The sequence below is a fragment of the Vibrio sp. D417a genome (genome assembly GCF_030248595.1).
GTDB classification, from domain to species: Bacteria; Pseudomonadota; Gammaproteobacteria; order Enterobacterales; family Vibrionaceae; genus Vibrio; species Vibrio alginolyticus.
This window is the reverse complement of sequence record NZ_JAHGAM010000049.1, coordinates 1-20,365: the sequence shown is the minus strand read 5'-3', so window position 1 is coordinate 20,365 and position 20,365 is coordinate 1. Positions and strand designations below refer to the sequence as shown.

General features: G+C 45.5%; 17 protein-coding genes and 1 pseudogene. 4 read left to right on the top strand and 14 right to left on the bottom strand.

All coding sequences use genetic code 11. The features are described from left to right. Positions 1-83 precede the first annotated feature (83 nt). Together KI742_RS23095 and hupA are read right to left on the bottom strand one after the other, a co-directional pair. A complete protein-coding gene (locus tag KI742_RS23095) occupies positions 84-782 on the bottom strand; it encodes a DUF1481 domain-containing protein (RefSeq protein ID WP_285386293.1) in 699 nt (232 codons plus the stop codon). 39 nt (positions 783-821) lie between these two features. Continuing rightward, positions 822-1,094, bottom strand: coding sequence for a nucleoid-associated protein HU-alpha (gene hupA / locus KI742_RS23090; protein WP_005382524.1), 273 nt, complete (start codon positions 1,092-1,094; stop codon positions 822-824). Between the two features lie 253 nt (positions 1,095-1,347). Here hupA and KI742_RS23085 point away from each other — a divergent pair, with 253 nt between their 5' ends. After that, positions 1,348-2,481, top strand: a complete 1,134-nt coding sequence (locus tag KI742_RS23085; protein WP_285386292.1) for a hemolysin family protein — start codon at positions 1,348-1,350, stop codon at positions 2,479-2,481. Between the two features lie 79 nt (positions 2,482-2,560). Here KI742_RS23085 and KI742_RS23080 read toward each other — a convergent pair whose 3' ends face one another. After that, positions 2,561-3,148, bottom strand: a complete 588-nt coding sequence (locus tag KI742_RS23080) for a YjaG family protein (RefSeq protein WP_005382520.1) — start codon at positions 3,146-3,148, stop codon at positions 2,561-2,563. A gap of 66 nt (positions 3,149-3,214) precedes the next feature. Between KI742_RS23080 and KI742_RS23075 the strand changes: the two genes are divergently transcribed. Together KI742_RS23075 and KI742_RS23070 are read left to right on the top strand one after the other, a co-directional pair. Further along, on the top strand, positions 3,215-4,138 hold the full coding sequence (locus tag KI742_RS23075; RefSeq protein ID WP_005382519.1) for a D-2-hydroxyacid dehydrogenase: 924 nt from the start codon (positions 3,215-3,217) through the stop codon (positions 4,136-4,138). Between the two features lie 2 nt (positions 4,139-4,140). Further along, complete coding sequence (locus tag KI742_RS23070) at positions 4,141-4,713, top strand: uracil-DNA glycosylase family protein (RefSeq protein ID WP_005382518.1); 573 nt, start codon at positions 4,141-4,143, stop codon at positions 4,711-4,713. A gap of 241 nt (positions 4,714-4,954) precedes the next feature. Here the strand turns inward: KI742_RS23070 and hemE are convergent, their stop codons facing one another. Together hemE and nudC are read right to left on the bottom strand one after the other, a co-directional pair. After that, complete coding sequence (gene hemE, locus KI742_RS23065) at positions 4,955-6,022, bottom strand: uroporphyrinogen decarboxylase (RefSeq protein ID WP_005397282.1); 1,068 nt, start codon at positions 6,020-6,022, stop codon at positions 4,955-4,957. 249 nt (positions 6,023-6,271) lie between these two features. Continuing rightward, complete coding sequence (gene nudC / locus KI742_RS23060) at positions 6,272-7,069, bottom strand: NAD(+) diphosphatase (RefSeq protein ID WP_285386290.1); 798 nt, start codon at positions 7,067-7,069, stop codon at positions 6,272-6,274. A gap of 177 nt (positions 7,070-7,246) precedes the next feature. Between nudC and KI742_RS23055 the strand changes: the two genes are divergently transcribed. Continuing rightward, the gene (locus KI742_RS23055; protein WP_005382515.1) at positions 7,247-7,738 is read left to right on the top strand and encodes an Rsd/AlgQ family anti-sigma factor; all 492 of its coding nucleotides are present in this window, start codon (positions 7,247-7,249) and stop codon (positions 7,736-7,738) included. Positions 7,739-7,911: 173 nt separating this feature from the next. Here the strand turns inward: KI742_RS23055 and rpoC are convergent, their stop codons facing one another. From rpoC to tuf, 9 genes and pseudogenes are all read right to left on the bottom strand, one after another. Then, positions 7,912-12,114: a DNA-directed RNA polymerase subunit beta' gene (rpoC, locus tag KI742_RS23050; RefSeq protein ID WP_005382514.1), complete on the bottom strand. Its 4,203-nt coding sequence runs from the start codon at positions 12,112-12,114 to the stop codon at positions 7,912-7,914. A 104-nt stretch (positions 12,115-12,218) separates the two neighbouring features. Beyond that, positions 12,219-16,247: a DNA-directed RNA polymerase subunit beta gene (gene rpoB, locus KI742_RS23045; protein WP_005384685.1), complete on the bottom strand. Its 4,029-nt coding sequence runs from the start codon at positions 16,245-16,247 to the stop codon at positions 12,219-12,221. A gap of 252 nt (positions 16,248-16,499) precedes the next feature. Beyond that, positions 16,500-16,868 (bottom strand): 50S ribosomal protein L7/L12, encoded by a 369-nt coding sequence (rplL, locus tag KI742_RS23040; protein ID WP_005382540.1) that lies wholly within the window; start codon positions 16,866-16,868, stop codon positions 16,500-16,502. A 57-nt stretch (positions 16,869-16,925) separates the two neighbouring features. Then, complete coding sequence (gene rplJ, locus KI742_RS23035) at positions 16,926-17,420, bottom strand: 50S ribosomal protein L10 (RefSeq protein ID WP_005382538.1); 495 nt, start codon at positions 17,418-17,420, stop codon at positions 16,926-16,928. A 293-nt stretch (positions 17,421-17,713) separates the two neighbouring features. Beyond that, positions 17,714-18,415, bottom strand: a complete 702-nt coding sequence (rplA, locus tag KI742_RS23030) for a 50S ribosomal protein L1 (protein WP_005384683.1) — start codon at positions 18,413-18,415, stop codon at positions 17,714-17,716. A gap of 4 nt (positions 18,416-18,419) precedes the next feature. Then, complete coding sequence (rplK, locus tag KI742_RS23025; RefSeq protein WP_005384682.1) at positions 18,420-18,848, bottom strand: 50S ribosomal protein L11; 429 nt, start codon at positions 18,846-18,848, stop codon at positions 18,420-18,422. A 164-nt stretch (positions 18,849-19,012) separates the two neighbouring features. After that, positions 19,013-19,561, bottom strand: a complete 549-nt coding sequence (nusG, locus tag KI742_RS23020; RefSeq protein WP_005384681.1) for a transcription termination/antitermination protein NusG — start codon at positions 19,559-19,561, stop codon at positions 19,013-19,015. Positions 19,562-19,574: 13 nt separating this feature from the next. Next, positions 19,575-19,955 (bottom strand): preprotein translocase subunit SecE, encoded by a 381-nt coding sequence (secE, locus tag KI742_RS23015; protein ID WP_005384680.1) that lies wholly within the window; start codon positions 19,953-19,955, stop codon positions 19,575-19,577. A 266-nt stretch (positions 19,956-20,221) separates the two neighbouring features. After that, a pseudogene (tuf, locus tag KI742_RS23010) lies at positions 20,222-20,365 on the bottom strand (elongation factor Tu); the annotation flags it as partial.

The window sequence follows — 20,365 nt, the reverse complement described above, 5'->3', positions numbered from 1 at the left end:
AACAACATAAGTTGGCTCAAAAAACAAAAGGCGCACTCAGCGCCTTTTTTATTGTTCTTGTTCGACAGAATGCGAAGCAATGTTTATTCAGAGATCAACGTTGGCCGAGAAACACAATCAAAGTCATCGTCATTGAGCATCAACAGTTCATCGACCATTGCTTTGTTTCGTGACTGCTTGCCGACAAAAGCCACATAACTGTCTACCGATGAGAGACGCTCGATAATAAATTTTGGCAACGTCTGATTAAACTCGAGTGTCGAGAACACCTTACCTTTGCAGGTTTCAAACGATTGACCATTCCAATAACCTTGAATAAGGCTCTGATTGTTACGAGACTGCGCCTTAACCGATGCCACTACGTCATTCGCTTCTGCTTTGTAGCGCTCTAATTGGTCATGCTGAAGTGGTAAGACTTTACGGTTAACACGATATTGTTGGTAAACCGCTTCGCCATCTTTATTGAAACGGATGTGGATTTGAAAAGGCACCAACTCTTGTTTGGTATCAACTTGCTCGCCTTTTCGAATCAACTCTCGCAACTCACCTTCATCCCAGCGATAATCACTCTGGAACCAACCATTGTCCCCTATAGTCACATAATCAGCCGCCGTACTCACACGAGTGAGTTTCTCTGTCATCCAGTACAAGCTGCTAGCATCTCCCGCAACTTTACCACCAGAAAAATGCGTGAATTGTTCTAAATTAGGAGTTTCAACCGATGAACAGCCAAAAAGGGTAAGGCTAGATAGGAGAAGTGAAGTGAGTAGATGTTTTTTCATGAAATTGCACCGAGGCAGGATACCTCGGTGCATTCTAACTTAGTTTACTGATTCTTTCAGCGCTTTACCTGCTACGAATGCTGGTACGTTAGCTGCTGCGATTTGAATCTCGTCACCAGTCTTAGGGTTACGACCAGTACGTGCAGCGCGGTGGTTTACTTTGAATGTACCAAAACCAATTAGTTGAACTTGGTCACCCTCTTTAAGTGCGCCAGTTACACCATCAAGAGTCGCTTCAAGAGCAGCTTTTGCTTGTGCTTTTGATAGGTCTGCTTTCTCTGCGATAAAGTCGATTAATTGGGTCTTGTTCATTAGGTTTCCCTTCTCATAGGTTATCGAATTCGTCTCACTCTAAAACATAAATGCCCCATCTGGCAAAGGTTTGTAAGCGATCTTTCGATTTTCTGACGTACTTTTAGCCATAATATGAGTAATAACTCACAATTTGTTACCACATACCCCCTGAAAACCCTTGCTTTCCAAGGTATTTGGACCAATTTATAAGTCACTTTTGCGGTTATAATAACTGCAAATAACCACTATCAAACTACATTCAAGGGCAACTATGCTGCTGTTATCCATTTATATCTCTATTGCAATCGGCATTTCGTTTATCTGTTCGGTGCTGGAGGCGGTACTGCTGAGTATCAGTCCGAGCTACATTGCGCAGCTCAATCAACAGGGGCATCCCGCAGCTGGGCAATTGGCTAAGCTGAAATCAGATATCGACCGACCACTGGCATCTATTCTGACTTTAAACACCATCGCTCACACTATCGGCGCGGCCACTGCTGGTGCACAAGCTGCGGTTGTATTTGGTAGCGAAGCATTAGGTATCTTTTCGGCAGTGCTGACATTGGCGATCTTAGTGCTTTCAGAAATCGTACCGAAGACGATTGGCGCGACCTACTGGCGTCAGTTGGCACCCACTGCCGCGGTCGCATTGCGTTGGATGGTATGGGCGCTTACACCCTTTGTTTGGTTCTCAGAGCAAATCACCAAGCGTCTTGCTCGTAACCACGAAGCTCCAAAGATGCGTGATGAGCTGTCTGCAATGGCGATTCTGGCACGTGAAAGCGGTGAGTTTGCCGAGGGTGAATCAAAAATCTTAAGCAACTTGCTTGGCATCCAAGATGTACCCGTAACGCAGGTTATGACGCCACGACCAGTAGTATTCCGTGTCGATGCCACAATGACCATCAATGAGTTCCTAGAAAAACACAAAGATACGCCTTTCTCACGCCCATTGGTTTACAGCGAGCAGAAAGATAACATCATTGGTTTTGTGCATCGCCTTGAGTTGTTCAAACTACAACAATCAGGTAGTGGACAGAAACAGTTGGGAGCAATCATGCGCCCAATTCAAGTGGTGCTAAACAATACCACTTTACCTAAAGTATTCGACCAGATGATGACTCATCGCTTACAGCTGGCACTTGTTGTTGATGAATACGGTACCGTGCTAGGTTTGGTAACGTTGGAAGATATTTTTGAACACCTCGTAGGCGAGGAGATCATCGACGAAGCAGATAAAAGCACTGACATGCAGGAGCTGGCTTACCAACGCTGGGAAAGCTGGAAAGAAATGCACGGCGTAATCGAAAGCCGCGATGACGATGAAGAAGATAATGAGCCGGAGAAGCAGGATAAAGAGCCAGAAGCTCAAGAGCCACCGAAACCCGACTCGAAAGAATCGTAATCAGCATTAGGTATAACAGCTTAAACGCACAAACAAAAAAGGCATCCAGTTAGGATGCCTTTTTCTATTTATTCAACAATTAAAGTGCAATACCGATGTTGCTCACACCTTCTTCACGTAGCTCTTCACGCAAATCTTTAATCAAGCTGATGTCACGTTCTACCGCTTCACGCAGCGGACGGAAGATAGCCCACTGGACGTCCCACTCTTCACATACGGCTTCGTTTTCTTTCTGGTTGTCGTTAGTGATTGGCTCTGCGCCTTGTGCTTGCTCTAGATCAGCAACGGTTTGTACCGACTGTTGACTCACTTTAAGCATTGAATCGAAAAGGTAGTCGCGGTCCAATAGACCATGCAGTAACGTAGACAAACCCTGACACGCGTCCATCGCTGGGTAAACGCCGTAAAAATCGAACTCATCCGCACTTGGGAACAACTCTTCTAACTTCTCCAATTGACGTTCGAAGTTAATTTTCGCGTTCTTAACTGTCAAAATTTCCCATACACTATCAAGAATCGCTCGGTAAGCACGCGGGTCAGCAAATTCTGTATTCTCACAAAACATCGCATAGTTTGGATACATGCGTTCACACAGACACGCCATAAAGGTAATTTGTTGCCAAGGTTCTAGTTTTTCTAAACGAACCTGAAGAGGATTCTTAAGCATAGTCACTCAATCATTGAAGAAAAAAACAGCGAAAGTGTACTTGATTCATCACAGGGAAAAAAGTTAATGCCGCATTCAAATCAGATTTTCCTGCTCTCAGAGCATCGCGACACCTACAAAACGTTACTGGCAGAGAAAAATCTGCCCGATCTTTGTCTCACCGACCAACCAGAAGCCGCTCAGATCGTACTAGCGGATCCACCCTTACTATCACAAAGCTTAGACGAGTTTTCACAGCTTGAATGGGTACAATCCACGTTTGCTGGTGTCAACGCCTTAACATCCCCTAGCCTTCGTCAGGACTATACTCTAACTAACGTTCGAGGCATCTTTGGTCCACTGATTGCTGAATATGTTTTGGGTTACAGTATTGCCCATTACCGCCACTTTGCCCGATACCACCAGCAGCAACAAAACAAACAATGGCAGCCTCACCTGTACACGTCATTAAAAAGTAAAACCATGGTAATTCTTGGTACCGGTAGTATTGGGGGCTATCTGGGCAACGCCGCTAAAGCAATGGGGATAAAAACTATCGGTATTAACCGCACAGGTATCCCTACTCCAGGCGGCGAGTTTCATCAGACCTTTCATATCAATGAACTAAGTAAGGCATTTGAGCAAGCCGACATCGTTGTGAATACTCTACCAAGTACACCTGAGACGCGACAGTTACTTAATCGTCAAACGCTCAGCCAACTAAATCAGGCGTTATTGTTTAACGTAGGTCGTGGCGACGTATTGGATGAGGCAGGGTTGCTCTTCGCTCTGAAAAACCGTTGGGTAGAACACGCCTTCTTAGATGTGTTTGAGCAAGAACCGTTGTCGGTAGAGCATCCATTTTGGAAACTACCGCAAGTCACCATCACTCCACACATTGCTGCGCTGAGTTTTCCCGAGCAAGTCATCGAGATTTTTGCTGACAACTATCTACGCTGGCGCGATGGGTTTTCATTAAATTATCAAGTGGATTTCGAAAAGGGTTACTAAGAATGTCGTTAGACGAGCTATTGCAGCAAGTGAGGGCCTGCCAGATCTGCGCGGATAACTTACCTTTGGGTGCAAACCCTGTCGTGCAAGCAGCAAAAGGGGCACGCATCCTAATCATCGGTCAGGCCCCTGGCACACGTGTACACAAAACCTCGATACCTTGGAATGACCCAAGTGGTGATCGATTACGCCAATGGCTCGATATCGACAAAGACGTTTTCTACGACCCAAATAAAATTGCCATTGTCCCAATGGGATTCTGTTATCCAGGCAAAGGGAACTCTGGTGATTTACCGCCTCGTAAAGAATGTGCGCCCACTTGGCATAAAAAGATTCTTGAGCAACTGCCCAATATAGAGCTCACTCTACTAATTGGTCAGTACTCGCAGCAGTACTATCTCACCAACAAACCAAAGACGCTCACGCAAACTGTTCAGCAATGGCAAGATTGGGAACCGGACTTTATCCCGCTCCCTCACCCATCCCCACGCAATACATTGTGGTTAAAGAAGAATCCTTGGTTTGAATCTGACGTCGTGCCATACCTTAAAAAACGCGTTCACTCGATGCTTTAGGTTACCCATGATCTAATTGCTTGTTTATCTGTACAAGAAAATTAGAACATAAAACCAGAAATCATAAGTATTTGTTTATATTAAACTTTAATGTCTAGTGTACAGCTAGAGTAGTAATTAGATCATGGTAGGCCAAATACTACTAGAGCTGTACAGCCTTGAGTCTCAGATAGAAAAACTGAATTTTAGGCAAAAAAATACCGGCACTGAATGCCGGCATTTGATTTCAAAAAAATCTAACTTACTTGTGGTATGGCTTAGATAACTCGTGTACCGCATCCACAAATACGCCCGCGTTTTCTGGCGGTACATCCAAGTGGATACCGTGACCTAGGTTGAACACATGACCAGTCCCCGTATCACCAAATCCTTCTAGGATATCCGCTACTTCTTCGCGGATGCGCTCTGGTGAAGCGTAAAGCATTGATGGGTCCATATTACCTTGCAGCGCCACTTTATCACCGATACGTGCTTTCGCGTCAGCAATGTTGATTGTCCAGTCTAGACCAACCGCATCACAGCCCGTAGCTGCGATTTGCTCAAGCCACATGCCGCCATTCTTAGTAAACAGTGTGACTGGCACGCGACGACCGTCGTTTTCACGAATCAGACCATCTACAATCTTGTGCATGTATTGCAGTGAGAACAGATTGTAATCACGAGGCGTTAGTACGCCACCCCATGTGTCAAATACCATTACCGATTGCGCACCCGCTTTAATTTGCGCGTTTAAGTACTCGATAACGCTGTCTGCCAGCTTATCTAGAAGTAGGTGCAGAGTTTGTGGTTCCGCGTACATCATCTTCTTGATCTTGGTAAACGCTTTAGAGCTACCACCTTCGATCATGTACGTCGCAAGAGTCCAAGGACTACCAGAAAAACCAATCAGCGGCACTTCACCCTTCAGGTCTTTACGGATCTGGCGTACTGCGTTCATTACGTATTGCAGTTCACCTTCAGGATCTGGCAAACCAATTTTTTCCACGTCGGCTTTGCATGTAATTGGGTTATCAAAAACAGGTCCTTCACCCGCAGCAAAACGCAAACCAAGCCCCATTGCATCTGGAATCGTTAAGATGTCCGAGAATAAGATCGCGGCATCAAGAGGAAAACGGCGTAATGGTTGAAGTGTCACTTCGGATGCTAACTCTGCATTTCGACACAAAGACATGAAATCACCCGCTTCTGCACGAGTCGCTTTGTATTCTGGTAGGTAACGACCTGCCTGGCGCATCATCCATACTGGCGTGTAATCTACCGGCTCTTTTAAAAGCGCACGCAGATAACGATCATTTTTTAATTCAGTCATTCCGTAATTCCAACTGTTAGGCTTTCTGTGAAAGGGGGTATTCTATCACTGATTTAAGTCCAATAGCTGTGTGCTTTGCAACCTGGATCAAGTTATTAACTTTTAAATCAATGCTTAATTTGCACCCAATCGGTATCAGTGTTAAAAATTTGTTCGCTAGCGAAAACTACAATTATAAACTGAGTACTTAGTACTCAGCATCTCATAACGACATCTTACTTACCCCCTCCCTCTCGGAGGGTTTTTTTTTTATCTATTTATCAGACAATTAGAGTCTATATCTTTCAGCGTTTGTTCGATAAGTGCTCTTGCAATCGTTCCTTTAGGCGCAACAGGCGGCATCTCGTCGATACCAAACCATTGTGCATCAGACAGCTCAGTGTAGTCTGGGCTTAACTCTCCGGATTCATAGTCAGCTAAAAACCCCATCATCATACTGGATGGGAAAGCCCAAGGCTGGCTGCCAAAGTAACGAATATTTTTAACGAGAATTCCCGTTTCTTCATGAATTTCTCGAGCCACGCACTCTTCTAATGTCTCACCGACTTCTAGAAAACCCGCAATAACCGTATACATACCATTTCGATGCCTTGGATGTTGGGCTAATAAGATCTGATTTTCTTTACGTACAGCAACGATAATACACGGAAATATTCTAGGATAATGAAGGGTGCGACATTCACCACACTGCATGGCTAACTGGTTATTATTAAGAAAGTTTCTTCCTCCACACTGTGGGCAAAAGCGCAAACTTTGCGTCATGTGCCCATATTGCACAGCTTTACTTAACAACATAAATAATGGCTCAGGAAAATGCAGGCAGTCACGCAGGGATACTAAAGGTAGCTCATGCTCTAAATCGGCCAAGTTAAGCCACATGACGGGCGAACCAGAATACTCACCAATGGGTCTTGCACTCGTTACTGGCAGTGATAACTGCTCTGCAGACCCGAAGGGCACAGCACCATCCACCAGCCAAATTTCACTTCCTGCAACAACACACCAGTATGCATTTATCGCGCGGTTAACATCACCTTTTCTTAACATTACACCATCCCTTTGCTTGAAGTTCGTTCATTTTACTGGCAATCTAATTTCATACTAGAGTTTATCGTTAAGTAAATGTGCACTCTAAATTCTAGTAAGGACAAGAGTTTGTAATAACTTTACTAACTTTGCTTTGCAAAGGATACGTTCGCCGATGGGCGATCAGATCATGAGGGCATGGTCATGCTAAGAAAATTCAAACAAACACAAGACCAGTGGGGTGGCTCAAGTGATGTCATTGATCACTGGTTAGAGACACGACAATCCCTGATTGTTGAATATTGTAAGCTTGCAGCGCTGCAACCTTGTTCGAAAACCAATGTTATTGAACTCCCATCTCCTTCCGAACTGCAGGATTTCTGTCAGCACCTCGTTGATTACATCTCCGAAGGCCACTTTAAAATTTATGACATGGTTATGGACCGTTGGAAAGCAACCGGCTTTGTCGTGACTAATGAGATCAATCAAACCTATGGTCAAATTGTTCTAACGACTGAACCATTATTGAACTTTAACGATAAGTACTCAGAAGTGACTGAAGATGATGAATTAAATGATTTCGATTCTGATATGTGTCTCATTGGGGAAATTCTTGAGACTCGCTTTGAAGTCGAGGACTATCTGATACAGCAAATCGCAGAAAGCCTGTCTATGCCACCTGGAGCTTAGTATTTGCAAACATTCAGAAATAGAGTGAGAGAAAAGACTGACGATCATCGTCGGTCTTTTTTGTTTCTAGCTTTATCGAAAATCCCACCGGAAGAACAAAGCAGTATAAAAAACTAAAAAGGCACCCGAAGGTGCCTTTTTCTTAAGCTTTTAACGATTACTCGTTATATGACTTACTCTTCAGAAGAGAAACCAGCGTTTAGAAGTGCCGCTAGGTTATCCGTTGCTTGCTCAGCAGAAGGACCATCTTGCGCTTCAGAACGTTTAGCTTGACGCTCTTGGTGGTATGCGAAACCAGTACCAGCTGGGATCAGACGACCAACAATTACGTTCTCTTTCAGACCACGTAGGTCATCACGCTTACCAGAAACCGCAGCTTCTGTTAGTACGCGAGTTGTCTCCTGGAACGATGCCGCAGAGATGAACGACTCAGTCGCTAGAGATGCTTTAGTAATACCTAGTAGTTCACGTTCGAAACGTGCAGGCTCTTTGCCTTCAGCTTCTAGGTTACGGTTAGCAATCTTAACTTGTGAGTATTCAATCTGCTCACCAGGTAGGAACTCAGAGTCACCAGAGTGAGTAATAGTACACTTACGTAGCATCTGACGAACGATAGTTTCAATGTGCTTATCGTTAATCTTAACGCCTTGTAGACGGTAAACTTCCTGTACTTCGTTAGCAATGTACTGCGTTACCGCGTGTACGCCACGTAGACGTAGGATGTCATGTGGAGACTCTGGACCATCTGCGATCACGTCACCACGTTCAACTTTTTCACCTTCGAATACGTTCAACTGACGATGCTTAGGAATCATCTCTTCGTAAGCTTCACCGCTTTCACGTGTGATCACTAGGCGACGTTTACCTTTCGTCTCTTTACCAAAGCTCACAGTACCTGTGTGCTCAGCAAGGATTGCAGGCTCTTTCGGCTTACGTGCTTCAAATAGGTCAGCAACTCGTGGAAGACCACCAGTGATATCTTTGTTACCGCCAGACTTCTGAGGAATACGTGCTAGTGTTGCACCAACACCTACTGCTGCGCCATCTTCGATGTTCACAATCGCTTTACCAGGTAGGAAGTAGTGAGCTGGCATATCAGTACCAGGGATCATTACATCGTTACCTTGCTCGTCAACAAGTTTGATAGCTGGACGCATATCTTTACCTGCTGAAGGGCGAGCTGCTGGGTCAGTTACTTCGCTTGAAGATAGACCAGTTAGGTCATCCGTTTGACGAGATACTGTTACGCCGTCGATCATATCTACGAACTGGATGCGACCTGCTACCTCAGTAATGATAGGTAGTGTGTGCGCTTCCCAGTTTGCAACTGTTTCGCCAGCTTGAACTGTATCACCATCGCCTTTGCTTAGTAGCGTACCGTAAGGCAGTTTGTGCTTCTCTTTAGTACGACCAAACTCATCAACGATAGTTAACTCTGTCGCACGAGAAGTGATAACGATCTTACCGTCATCAGCCAATACAGATTTAGCGTTGTGTAGCTTGATAGAACCGTTGTTCTTAACTTGAACACTGTTCTCTGCCGCTGCTGTCGATGCCGCACCACCGATGTGGAACGTACGCATCGTTAGCTGTGTACCTGGCTCACCGATAGACTGAGCAGCAATAACACCCACTGCTTCACCTTGGTTCACTAGGTGACCACGTGCTAGGTCACGACCGTAACACTGTGCACAACAACCGAAGTCAGAATCACACGTTACTACAGAGCGCACTTTCATGCTGTCTACTGAGTTCTCTTCCATGATTTGACACCACTTCTCATCGATCAGGGTGTTACGTGGAATAAGAACGTCTTCAGTACCAGGTTTTAGTACGTCTTCAGCAACAACACGACCAAGAGCAAGCTCAGAAAGTGCAACTTTAACATCACCACCCTCGATGTGAGGCATCATGTCGACACCTTCGTGAGTGCCACAGTCATGTTCAGTTACAACAACGTCTTGAGCAACGTCTACTAGACGACGAGTTAGGTAACCCGAGTTCGCTGTTTTCAGTGCCGTATCCGCAAGACCCTTACGAGCACCGTGCGTTGAGATAAAGTACTGAAGTACGTTCAGACCTTCTTTAAAGTTCGCTGTGATCGGTGTTTCGATGATTGAACCATCTGGACGCGCCATCAGACCACGCATACCCGCAAGCTGACGAATCTGTGCTGCAGAACCACGAGCGCCCGAGTCCGCCATCATATAGATGCTGTTGAATGACTCTTGCTGTTCCTCTTCACCGTCACGGTTAACTACCGTTTCAGATGAAAGGTTTTCCATCATTGCTTTCGCAACACGGTCGTTGGTCGATGCCCAGATATCGATAACTTTGTTGTAGCGTTCGCCCGCAGTAACAAGACCTGATTGGTACTGTTCCTGGATTTCACGTACTTCTTCTTCCGCTTCTGCGATTTCAGTGTACTTAGCTGCTGGTACAACCATATCGTCGATACCAACAGATACACCAGAAAGTGCCGCGTATGCGAAACCTGTGTACATGATTTGGTCAGCGAAGATTACTGTGTCTTTCAGACCTAGTTTACGGTACGCCTCGTTAAGTAGGTTAGAGATTTGCTTCTTACCTAGCTTTTGGTTAACGATGCTGTACGGTAGACCAGCTGGCACGATTTGCCATAGCATTGCACGACCAACAGTGGTGTCTACCATCTTGGTTTCTGTAGTGCTGTTGCCGTCTTCGTCTACAACAGTTTCTGTAATACGTACTTTAACGCGTGCGTGAAGCTCAGCTTGTTTAGTGCGGTATGCTTTCTCAGCCTCTTCTGGGCCAGAAAGGTACATGCCTTCACCTTTCACGTTGATCTTTTCACGAGTCATGTAGTACAGACCCAATACAACGTCCTGAGAAGGTACGATGATCGGATCACCTGACGCTGGCGACAGAATGTTGTTTGTCGACATCATCAGAGTACGAGCTTCAAGCTGTGCCTCTAGAGTTAGAGGTACGTGAACCGCCATTTGGTCACCATCGAAGTCCGCGTTGTACGCCGCACAAACAAGTGGGTGTAGCTGAATCGCTTTACCTTCGATCAGTACTGGTTCGAACGCCTGAATACCTAGACGGTGAAGTGTCGGTGCACGGTTCAATAGTACTGGGTGTTCACGGATTACTTCGTCTAGGATATCCCAAACGACCGCTTCTTCACGCTCTACCATCTTCTTAGCAGCTTTGATTGTAGTCGCAAGACCACGAGTCTCTAGCTTGCTGTAGATGAATGGTTTGAATAGCTCAAGTGCCATCTTCTTAGGAAGACCACACTGGTGTAGACGCAGGTATGGACCTACTGTGATTACAGAACGGCCAGAGTAGTCTACACGTTTACCTAGAAGGTTCTGACGGAAACGACCTTGTTTACCCTTGATCATATCAGCAAGAGATTTCAGAGGACGCTTGTTAGAACCTGTGATCGCACGACCACGACGACCGTTATCTAGTAGCGCATCAACAGACTCTTGCAGCATACGTTTTTCGTTACGTACGATGATGTCCGGAGCAGCTAGCTCTAGAAGACGCTTCAAACGGTTGTTACGGTTGATCACACGACGGTATAGATCGTTAAGATCAGAAGTCGCAAAGCGACCGCCATCTAGAGGTACTAGAGGACGTAGATCTGGCGGAAGTACTGGAAGTACAGTTAGGATCATCCACTCTGGGTTGTTACCCGATGCGATGAACGCTTCTACCAGCTTAAGACGCTTAGTTACTTTCTTACGCTTAGTTTCAGAGTTTGTTGTCTCTAACTCTTCACGCATTTGTTCTGCTTCAGCGTGCATATCCATAGAACCTAGTAGGTCCTTGATAGCTTCCGCACCCATCTTAGCAGTGAACTCGTCGCCCCACTCTTCTAGACGATCTAGATACTCTTCTTCAGTAAGCATCTGACCTTTTTCTAGATCAGTCATACCAGGCTCTGTTACTACGTACATTTCGAAGTACAGAACGCGTTCGATATCACGTAGAGGGATATCCATTAGTAGACCGATACGAGACGGTAGCGATTTTAGGAACCAGATGTGAGCTACTGGTGAAGCCAGTTCAATGTGGCCCATACGGTCACGACGAACTTTAGTTTGTGTAACTTCTACACCACACTTCTCACAGATAACACCACGGTGCTTCAGGCGCTTGTACTTACCACAAAGACATTCGTAGTCTTTAACTGGACCAAAGATACGCGCACAGAACAGACCATCGCGTTCAGGTTTGAACGTACGATAGTTGATCGTTTCAGGTTTTTTAACTTCACCGAAAGACCATGAACGGATCATGTCTGGTGAAGATAGACCGATTTTGATTGCATCAAATTCTTCGGTCTTATGCTGTGCTTTTAGAAAGTTTAATAAGTCTTTCACAATCAGCTCCTGTAAGGAGTTAAAAGGAGCTCACTCGCTAAAGTGAGCACCTTCTTCCAAATAATCGCTTTGATTCTCTCGACTTTCATCAAGAGAGAAAAGGATTACTCTTCGTCTTCTAGCTCGATGTTGATACCTAGCGAGCGGATCTCTTTCAACAGTACGTTGAACGATTCTGGCATGCCAGGTTCCATGCTGTGGTTACCGTCTACGATGTTCTTGTACATCTTAGTACGGCCGTTAACGTCATCCGACTTAACCGTTAGCATTTCTTGTAGCGTGTAAGCAGCACCGTATGCTTCTAGTGCCCATACTTCCATCTCACCGAAACGCTGACCACCGAACTGAGCTTTACCACCTAGTGGCTGCTGAGTTACTAGGCTGTACGAACCAGTTGAACGAGCGTGCATCTTGTCATCAACAAGGTGGTTCAGTTTCAGCATGTACATGTAACCAACAGTTACAGGACGCTCAAACGCATCACCTGTGCGACCATCAAACAGTGTTAACTGACCTGATGTTGGTAGATCTGCTAGCTCAAGAAGTGCTTTGATTGACTCTTCTGGAGCGCCATCAAATACAGGAGTCGCGATTGGTAGACCGCCACGCAAGTTCTTGATCAGAGTACGTACTTCATCATCAGATAGAGAAGCAATGTCTACTTTCTGGCGAGTGTCGCCTAGATCGTAAACTTTTTGTAGGAACTCGCGGAATTTCGCTAGTTCTTGCTGCTCTTTAACCATCTGGTTGATCTTGTCACCGATACCTTTCGCTGCCAGACCTAAGTGTACTTCTAGGATCTGACCGATGTTCATACGCGAAGGTACACCCAGTGGGTTAAGTACGATGTCTACAGGCTGACCTTTCTCATCGTATGGCATGTCTTCAACAGGGTTGATCTTAGAGATTACACCCTTGTTACCGTGACGACCCGCCATCTTATCACCAGGCTGAATGCGACGTTTAACCGCTAGGTAAACCTTAACGATCTTCAGTACACCAGGTGCTAAATCATCACCTTGAGTGATCTTACGACGCTTAGTTTCGAACTTCTTATCGAAGTCGGCTTTTAGCTCATCCCACTGCTCAGCAAGTTGCTCAAGCTGAGTTTGTAGTGCGTCATCTTCTAGCGTTAGTTCTAGCCACTTCTTACGATCAGTTGTGTCTAGTTTCGCTTCAGAGTAACCGCCTTCAATCAATACAGCTTTAACACGGTTTAGAAGGCCGCCCTCAAGAATCTGGAATTCTTCAGTTAGGTCTTTCTTCGCTTCTTTAAGCTGCATCTGTTCGATTTCAAGCGCACGCTTGTCTTTCTCTACGCCATCGCGAGTAAAGACTTGAACGTCGATGATCGTACCTGATACAGAGTTAGGTACACGTAGTGAAGTATCTTTAACGTCAGATGCTTTTTCACCGAAGATTGCACGTAGTAGCTTCTCTTCAGGCGTTAGCTGAGTTTCACCTTTAGGTGTTACTTTACCAACTAGGATGTCGCCACCCTTAACTTCAGCACCGATGTAAACGATACCTGACTCGTCTAGTTTAGACAGAGCAGACTCGCCTACGTTTGGAATATCCGCTGTGATCTCTTCAGAACCAAGCTTAGTATCACGCGCCACACAAGTCAGTTCTTGGATGTGGATAGTCGTGAAACGGTCTTCTTGAACTACGCGCTCAGATACTAAGATCGAGTCTTCGAAGTTGTAACCGTTCCAAGGCATGAACGCGATACGCATGTTTTGACCAAGCGCTAGTTCACCAAGGTCTGTTGAAGGACCATCAGCAAGAACGTCACCACGTGATACAGGCTCACCTGGCATCACACATGGGCGCTGGTTAATACATGTGTTCTGGTTAGAACGTGTGTATTTAGTCAGGTTGTAGATGTCGATACCAGCTTCACCTGGTACTAACTCTTCTTCGTTAACTTTAACAACGATACGAGAAGCATCTACTGACTGGATTACACCACCACGCTTAGCAACTGCAGTTACACCTGAGTCAACTGCTACGTTACGTTCAATACCAGTACCAACAAGCGGTTTGTCAGCTTTCAGTGTTGGAACTGCCTGACGTTGCATGTTCGCACCCATCAATGCACGGTTCGCATCATCGTGTTCTAGGAACGGGATAAGCGATGCAGCGATAGATACAACCTGGTTTGTCGCAACGTCCATGTACTGAGCGTGCTCACGAGGGTGTAGACCAGATTCACCTTTCTGACGAGCTGTGATCAGCTCATCTGCAAAAGTACCATCTTCGTTTAGCTTAGCGTTCGCCTGTGCGATAACGAATTGGCCTTCTTCGATTGCAGATAGGTAATCTACTTCGTCTGTTACTACGCCATCTACAACGCGACGGTATGGTGTCTCTAGGAAACCGTACTCGTTACAACGCGCAAACGCAGATAGAGAGTTGATCAGACCGATGTTTGGACCTTCAGGCGTTTCGATAGGACATAGACGACCGTAGTGAGTTACGTGTACGTCACGTACTTCGAAGCCAGCACGTTCACGAGTTAGACCGCCAGGACCCAATGCAGAAATACGACGCTTGTGCGTTACTTCTGATAGCGGGTTGTTTTGGTCCATGAACTGTGAAAGCTGTGAAGAGCCAAAGAATTCTTTAACTGCCGCAGAAATTGGCTTCGCGTTGATCAAGTCTTGAGGCATGATTGCGTCAAGGTCGCCTAGGCTTAGACGCTCTTTAACTGCACGCTCAACACGTACTAGACCTACACGGAACTGGTTCTCAGCCATTTCACCTACAGAGCGGATACGACGGTTGCCTAGGTGGTCGATATCGTCCACTTCGCCCTTACCGTTACGGATCGCGATCAGCTTCTTCATCACTTCGATGATATCAGTTTCATCAAGTGTGCCTTGCTCTTGAGCGTCTTCACGTCCGATAGAGCTGTTGAACTTCATACGACCAACAGTCGATAGATCGTAACGCTCTTCAGAGAAGAATAGGCTTTCGAATAGAGCTTCTGCAGCTTCTTTTGTTGGCGGCTCACCAGGGCGCATCATGCGGTAGATTTCTACCAATGCAGAAATACGATCAACCGTGCTGTCGATACGTAATGTTTCTGACATGAATGGACCGTGGTCTAGATCGTTCGTAAATAGAACTTCTAGCGCTTTGTGGCCTGCCTGAGATAGGTTCGCTAATGCTTCCAGGCTGATTTCCTGGTTAGCGTTAACAATGATCTCGCCAGTTGCTTCATTGATGTAATCTTTAGATGCAACTTTACCAACGATGTACTCAACTGGTACTTCGATGTGATCAACGCCATCTTTTTCTAGTTGGCGGATATGACGAGCTGTTACGCGACGACCCTGCTCAACGTAAACTTTACCATTTGCTTCGATGTCGAATGACGCAGTTTCACCACGTAGACGATCCGGAACCAACTCCATCAATAGAGTTTGGTCTTTCACTTCGAAGTTCACTTTCTCGAAGAAGATATCTAGGATTTCTTCTGTCGACTTACCTAGTGCTCGAAGGATGATCGATGCTGGTAGCTTACGACGGCGGTCGATACGAACGTACAAGTTATCCTTAGGATCAAACTCGAAATCAAGCCATGAACCACGGTAAGGAATAACACGTGCGTTGTATAAAACTTTACCTGAAGAGTGGGTCTTACCCTTATCGCTGTCGAAGAACACGCCTGGGCTTCGGTGCAGCTGGGATACGATAACCCTCTCGGTACCGTTGATTACGAAGGTACCATTGTCTGTCATGAGCGGAATTTCACCCATGTAGACTTCTTGTTCTTTAATGTCTTTTACAGTACCTGCTGGCGCGTCTTTATCAAAGATAACTAGGCGTAGTTTTACACGTAGTGGCTTTGAGTAAGTTACACCGCGGATTTGACATTCTTTAACGTCAAAAACTGGCTCACCAAGACGGTAGCTAACGTATTGCAGCTCAGAATTGCCGTTGTAGCTCTGAATCGGGAATACAGAACGGAAAGCGGCTTCAAGACCGTATTGACCTTCAGGATCCTGTTCGATAAATTTGTCGAACGAATCGAGCTGGATCGATAGCAGGTATGGAATGTCCAAAACTTGTGGACGAGTACCAAAGTCCTTACGGATGCGCTTTTTCTCGGTATAAGAGTAAACCATGGGGTTCCTCAGCTCGCTGATAAGTGACCCAAACTGTCCGCCCGCTCCTAGTTACTTAAGGGGGGTAAGGGACAGTGACTAATATAGCTGTTTACTGTAGTGACATTTCATTTCGTAAGAATGAAATGTTTTTTGCATGGATATCAGGCGCTTAAACAGCGGGAAAATTCGCCTATACCCTACAGCGCAAAAAGGCCGGTGGTTAAAAAACCACCAGCCAATTAGCCGTTAGGCTAAGAAACTATGCAATAATTACTTAACAGCAACAGTTGCACCAGCTTCTTCTAGCTGAGCTTTAAGAGCTTCAGCTTCTGCTTTCTCAACACCTTCTTTAAGAGGTGCTGGAGCGCCGTCTACTAGAGCTTTAGCTTCTTTAAGACCTAGGCCAGTTGCGCCACGTACTGCTTTGATTACAGCAACTTTGTTACCGCCTGCAGCTTCTAGGATTACGTCGAATTCAGTTTGCTCAGCAGCAGCTTCGCCTGCAGCAGCGCCGCCAGCTACAACAGCAGCAGCAGCAGAAACACCGAATTTCTCTTCCATTGCTTCGATTAGTTCAACAACTTGCATTACAGACATTTCTGCAACTGCGTCTAGGATTTGCTCGTTAGTAATAGACATAACAATTCTCTTTTAAGTCAACAATAAGTTTATTAAGCAACCAGTAAAAAGCAAGGCTTATGCCGCTGCTTCTTGTTTTTGATCGCGGATAGCTGCGATAGTACGCGCCAGCTTGCCAGCCGAAGCTTCTTTCATGCACATCATTAGGCGTGCAATTGCTTCGTCGTAAGTTGGTAGTGTTGCTAGTACTTCAGCGTCAGTTAAAGCGCCTTCAAATGCAGCAGCTTTGATCTCGAAATCTTTGTTCTCTTTAGCGAAGTCTTTGAAAAGACGCGCTGCAGCACCTGGGTGCTCATTAGAGAATGCGATTAGAGTAGGACCAGTGAAAGTGTCAGTTAGACACTCGTACTCAGTACCTTCAACCGCACGACGAGCAAGAGTGTTACGAACAACTCTCATGTAAACGCCAGCTTCACGAGCTTGTTTACGTAGAGAAGTCATCGCGCCAACTTGAACGCCACGAGAATCAGCTACAACTGCAGAAAGTGCACCACTGGCAGCTTCGTTGACTTCAGCAACAATTGCTTTTTTGTCTTGAAGGTTTAAAGCCATCTTGGATTTACTCCTGGTTGTCGTTACACCACTCACTATCATCACGACAGTGAGAGCTATTGAGGTGCTTCCCCAGAAGAAAGTTAACTATATTACATAGAGCTTTCTGTCAGTTCGGGCACCATCTACGTAGGATAATTAAGTTTGCTTTTACACAAACACCTACGGTCTTGGACGGAGACTGGGTCTTAATTCATTTCGAACTAGGAGACAGTTCAAAGAACCAAAGTTCAGCCCCAACCACAAATATTAGGCGCAAAATTATACACGAATTTTGCGCCTAAGCAAATAAATTATGCTTGAGTGTTCAGGCTAGCCTGATCAACAGCAACACCAGCACCCATAGTAGTAGAGATGCTTACTTTCTTCAGGAAAGTACCTTTCGCTGAAGATGGCTTAGCTTTCTTCAGAGCAACTAGAAGTGCTTCTAGGTTCTCTTTGATCTGCTCAGCAGAGAAGTTTGCTTTACCGATAGTAGTGTGGATGATGCCGTTTTTGTCGTTACGGTAACGAACCTGACCAGCTTTAGCGTTTTTAACTGCTTCAGCAACGTTAGGAGTTACAGTACCAACTTTAGGGTTTGGCATAAGACCGCGAGGACCTAGGATAGTACCTAGTTGACCTACAACGCGCATTGCATCTGGAGAAGCAACAACTACGTCAAAGTTCATTTCGCCTTTCTTAACTTGCTCAGCAAGATCTTCCATACCTACGATGTCTGCGCCAGCTTCTTTAGCTGCTTCAGCGTTAGCACCTTGAGTGAACACTGCAACGCGGATTTCGCGGCCAGTACCGTGAGGTAGTACAGTTGCACCACGTACGTTCTGGTCAGATTTACGAGCATCAATGCCTAGGTTAACAGCAACGTCTACAGACTCAACGAATTTAGCAGTCGCTAGTTCTTGAAGAAGAGCAACAGCTTCGTTGATTTCGTATTCTTTAGTTACGTCAACTTTTTCGCGGATTACGCGCATGCGCTTAGTTAGTTTTGCCATCTTATTAACCCTCTACCACTAGGCCCATTGAACGAGCAGTACCAGCGATAGAACGCTTCATCGCTTCGATGTCAGCACCAGTCATATCAGCAGCTTTAGTTTCTGCGATTTCTTGGATTTGAGCGTCAGTTACAGTACCAACTTTTTCAGTGTTTGGACGACCTGAACCAGACTTAACGCCAGCAGCTTTCTTAAGAAGAACAGCAGCAGGTGGAGTCTTAGTTACGAACGTGAAAGAACGGTCGCTGTATACTGTGATAACTACTGGAGTTGGTAGACCTTTCTCAATAGATTCTGTTTTTGCGTTGAACGCTTTACAGAATTCCATGATGTTCACACCGTGTTGACCTAGTGCAGGACCTACTGGTGGACTAGGGTTAGCCATACCAGCAGCAACTTGTAGCTTGATGTAAGCTTCAACTTTCTTAGCCATGATAATTCCTAAGTTTGGGTACAAACGCTAATCGCAGATCAGCTCCCCGTTTGTGTAAGAAACTTTTTACTTCACTTGAAGTAAAAAGGCGCGAAATTATAGTCATAATCCGCGCCTTATACAACCCTAAAAAGGTGATTTTTTATACTCTTTAACGAAGAGTCTTAGTCCAGCTTTTCAACCTGACCAAATTCAAGCTCAACTGGTGTCGCACGACCAAAGATCGATACCGACACTTTCAGGCGGCTCTTCTCGTAATCCACTTCTTCAACAGTACCGTTGAAGTCAGCAAATGGACCTTCGTTAACACGTACCACTTCACCCGCTTCGTACATTGTACGCGGACGAGGCGCTTCACTCGCTTTCTCAAGACGATTAAGAATCGCGTCAGCCTCTTTATCCGTGATAGGTGCCGGACGGTCTGAGGTACCACCAATGAAGCCCATGACACGCGGCACACTGCGTACTAGGTGCCATGATTCATCGTTCATAATCATCTGAACAAGGACGTAACCTGGGAAGAACTTACGCTCAGATTTGCGACGCTGACCCGCGCGCATTTCCACTACTTCTTCAGTAGGAACCAGTACTTCACCGAATAGCTCTTCCATGCCGTGCATTTTGATATGCTCGCGCAGAGATTGAGCTACACGACCTTCAAATCCAGAGAAGGCTTGAACCACATACCAGCGTTTTTTTGGAGCTTCACTCATGAATAAAAACCCTCTATACCCCAGTTGCTAGAGCTACTAGACGAACCATAATTCCGTCAATACCCCATAGCACTAGAGCCATTACAATACTTACAGCTAAAACGATCAGTGTTGTTTGCATGGTTTCTTGGCGAGTAGGCCAAACAACTTTACGTACTTCCATACGAGATTCTTTTGCAAAACTGATCGCTGCTTTACCTTTAGTCGTTGTTGCTGCAACGCCTAAGGCAGCTGCAATAAGAACAACAACGCCTGCAGCACGAACCACTACAGACATTTCACCATACAGGTAATTACCCACAACAGCGGCAGCTGCCAATACGAAAGCGGCTACCCACTTAAACGTATCTGCTGCGTTTGAGCTATCAGGAGTTTCAGCATTATTTGCTTTCATAAAACCAACCTGTTACAAGTCTTAATATAGACGACAACAACCCCGCTGTTGCAGGGCAAACTCCATATCGCTGAAAAAATCAGCGTACTCTTCTTAAGATTAAGCCTCTTTGCTTAATCTTGCTCTGCGCCCAACCCACTTCTGAACAAGAAAACAGCAAAAATAATGTTGAGTGCAGAAAAAGGGCATCAAATGATGCCCTTTTTGCTACTGGTTCGTCAAATCTAATTCAAGATTTTCCGAAAGCATCGCTAATTCGCTATGAATTAGTCGAAGATCTTAGCAACAACACCAGCACCTACTGTACGGCCACCTTCACGGATCGCGAAACGTAGACCTTCGTCCATTGCGATTGGTGCGATTAGCTCTACAGTCATCTGTACGTTGTCACCTGGCATTACCATTTCTAC

What these genes read in the sequence shown, in the direction of transcription:
- KI742_RS23095 (WP_285386293.1), bottom strand. Translation starts at nt 782, where the DNA reads ATGAAAAAACATCTACTCACTTCACTTCTCCTATCTAGCCTTACCCTT.
- hupA (WP_005382524.1), bottom strand. Translation starts at nt 1,094, where the DNA reads ATGAACAAGACCCAATTAATCGACTTTATCGCAGAGAAAGCAGACCTA.
- KI742_RS23085 (WP_285386292.1), top strand. Translation starts at nt 1,348, where the DNA reads ATGCTGCTGTTATCCATTTATATCTCTATTGCAATCGGCATTTCGTTT.
- KI742_RS23080 (WP_005382520.1), bottom strand. Translation starts at nt 3,148, where the DNA reads ATGCTTAAGAATCCTCTTCAGGTTCGTTTAGAAAAACTAGAACCTTGG.
- KI742_RS23075 (WP_005382519.1), top strand. Translation starts at nt 3,215, where the DNA reads ATGCCGCATTCAAATCAGATTTTCCTGCTCTCAGAGCATCGCGACACC.
- KI742_RS23070 (WP_005382518.1), top strand. Translation starts at nt 4,141, where the DNA reads ATGTCGTTAGACGAGCTATTGCAGCAAGTGAGGGCCTGCCAGATCTGC.
- hemE (WP_005397282.1), bottom strand. Translation starts at nt 6,022, where the DNA reads ATGACTGAATTAAAAAATGATCGTTATCTGCGTGCGCTTTTAAAAGAG.
- nudC (WP_285386290.1), bottom strand. Translation starts at nt 7,069, where the DNA reads ATGTTAAGAAAAGGTGATGTTAACCGCGCGATAAATGCATACTGGTGT.
- KI742_RS23055 (WP_005382515.1), top strand. Translation starts at nt 7,247, where the DNA reads ATGGTCATGCTAAGAAAATTCAAACAAACACAAGACCAGTGGGGTGGC.
- rpoB (WP_005384685.1), bottom strand. Translation starts at nt 16,247, where the DNA reads ATGGTTTACTCTTATACCGAGAAAAAGCGCATCCGTAAGGACTTTGGT.
- rplL (WP_005382540.1), bottom strand. Translation starts at nt 16,868, where the DNA reads ATGTCTATTACTAACGAGCAAATCCTAGACGCAGTTGCAGAAATGTCT.
- rplJ (WP_005382538.1), bottom strand. Translation starts at nt 17,420, where the DNA reads ATGGCTTTAAACCTTCAAGACAAAAAAGCAATTGTTGCTGAAGTCAAC.
- rplA (WP_005384683.1), bottom strand. Translation starts at nt 18,415, where the DNA reads ATGGCAAAACTAACTAAGCGCATGCGCGTAATCCGCGAAAAAGTTGAC.
- rplK (WP_005384682.1), bottom strand. Translation starts at nt 18,848, where the DNA reads ATGGCTAAGAAAGTTGAAGCTTACATCAAGCTACAAGTTGCTGCTGGT.
- nusG (WP_005384681.1), bottom strand. Translation starts at nt 19,561, where the DNA reads ATGAGTGAAGCTCCAAAAAAACGCTGGTATGTGGTTCAAGCCTTCTCT.
- secE (WP_005384680.1), bottom strand. Translation starts at nt 19,955, where the DNA reads ATGAAAGCAAATAATGCTGAAACTCCTGATAGCTCAAACGCAGCAGAT.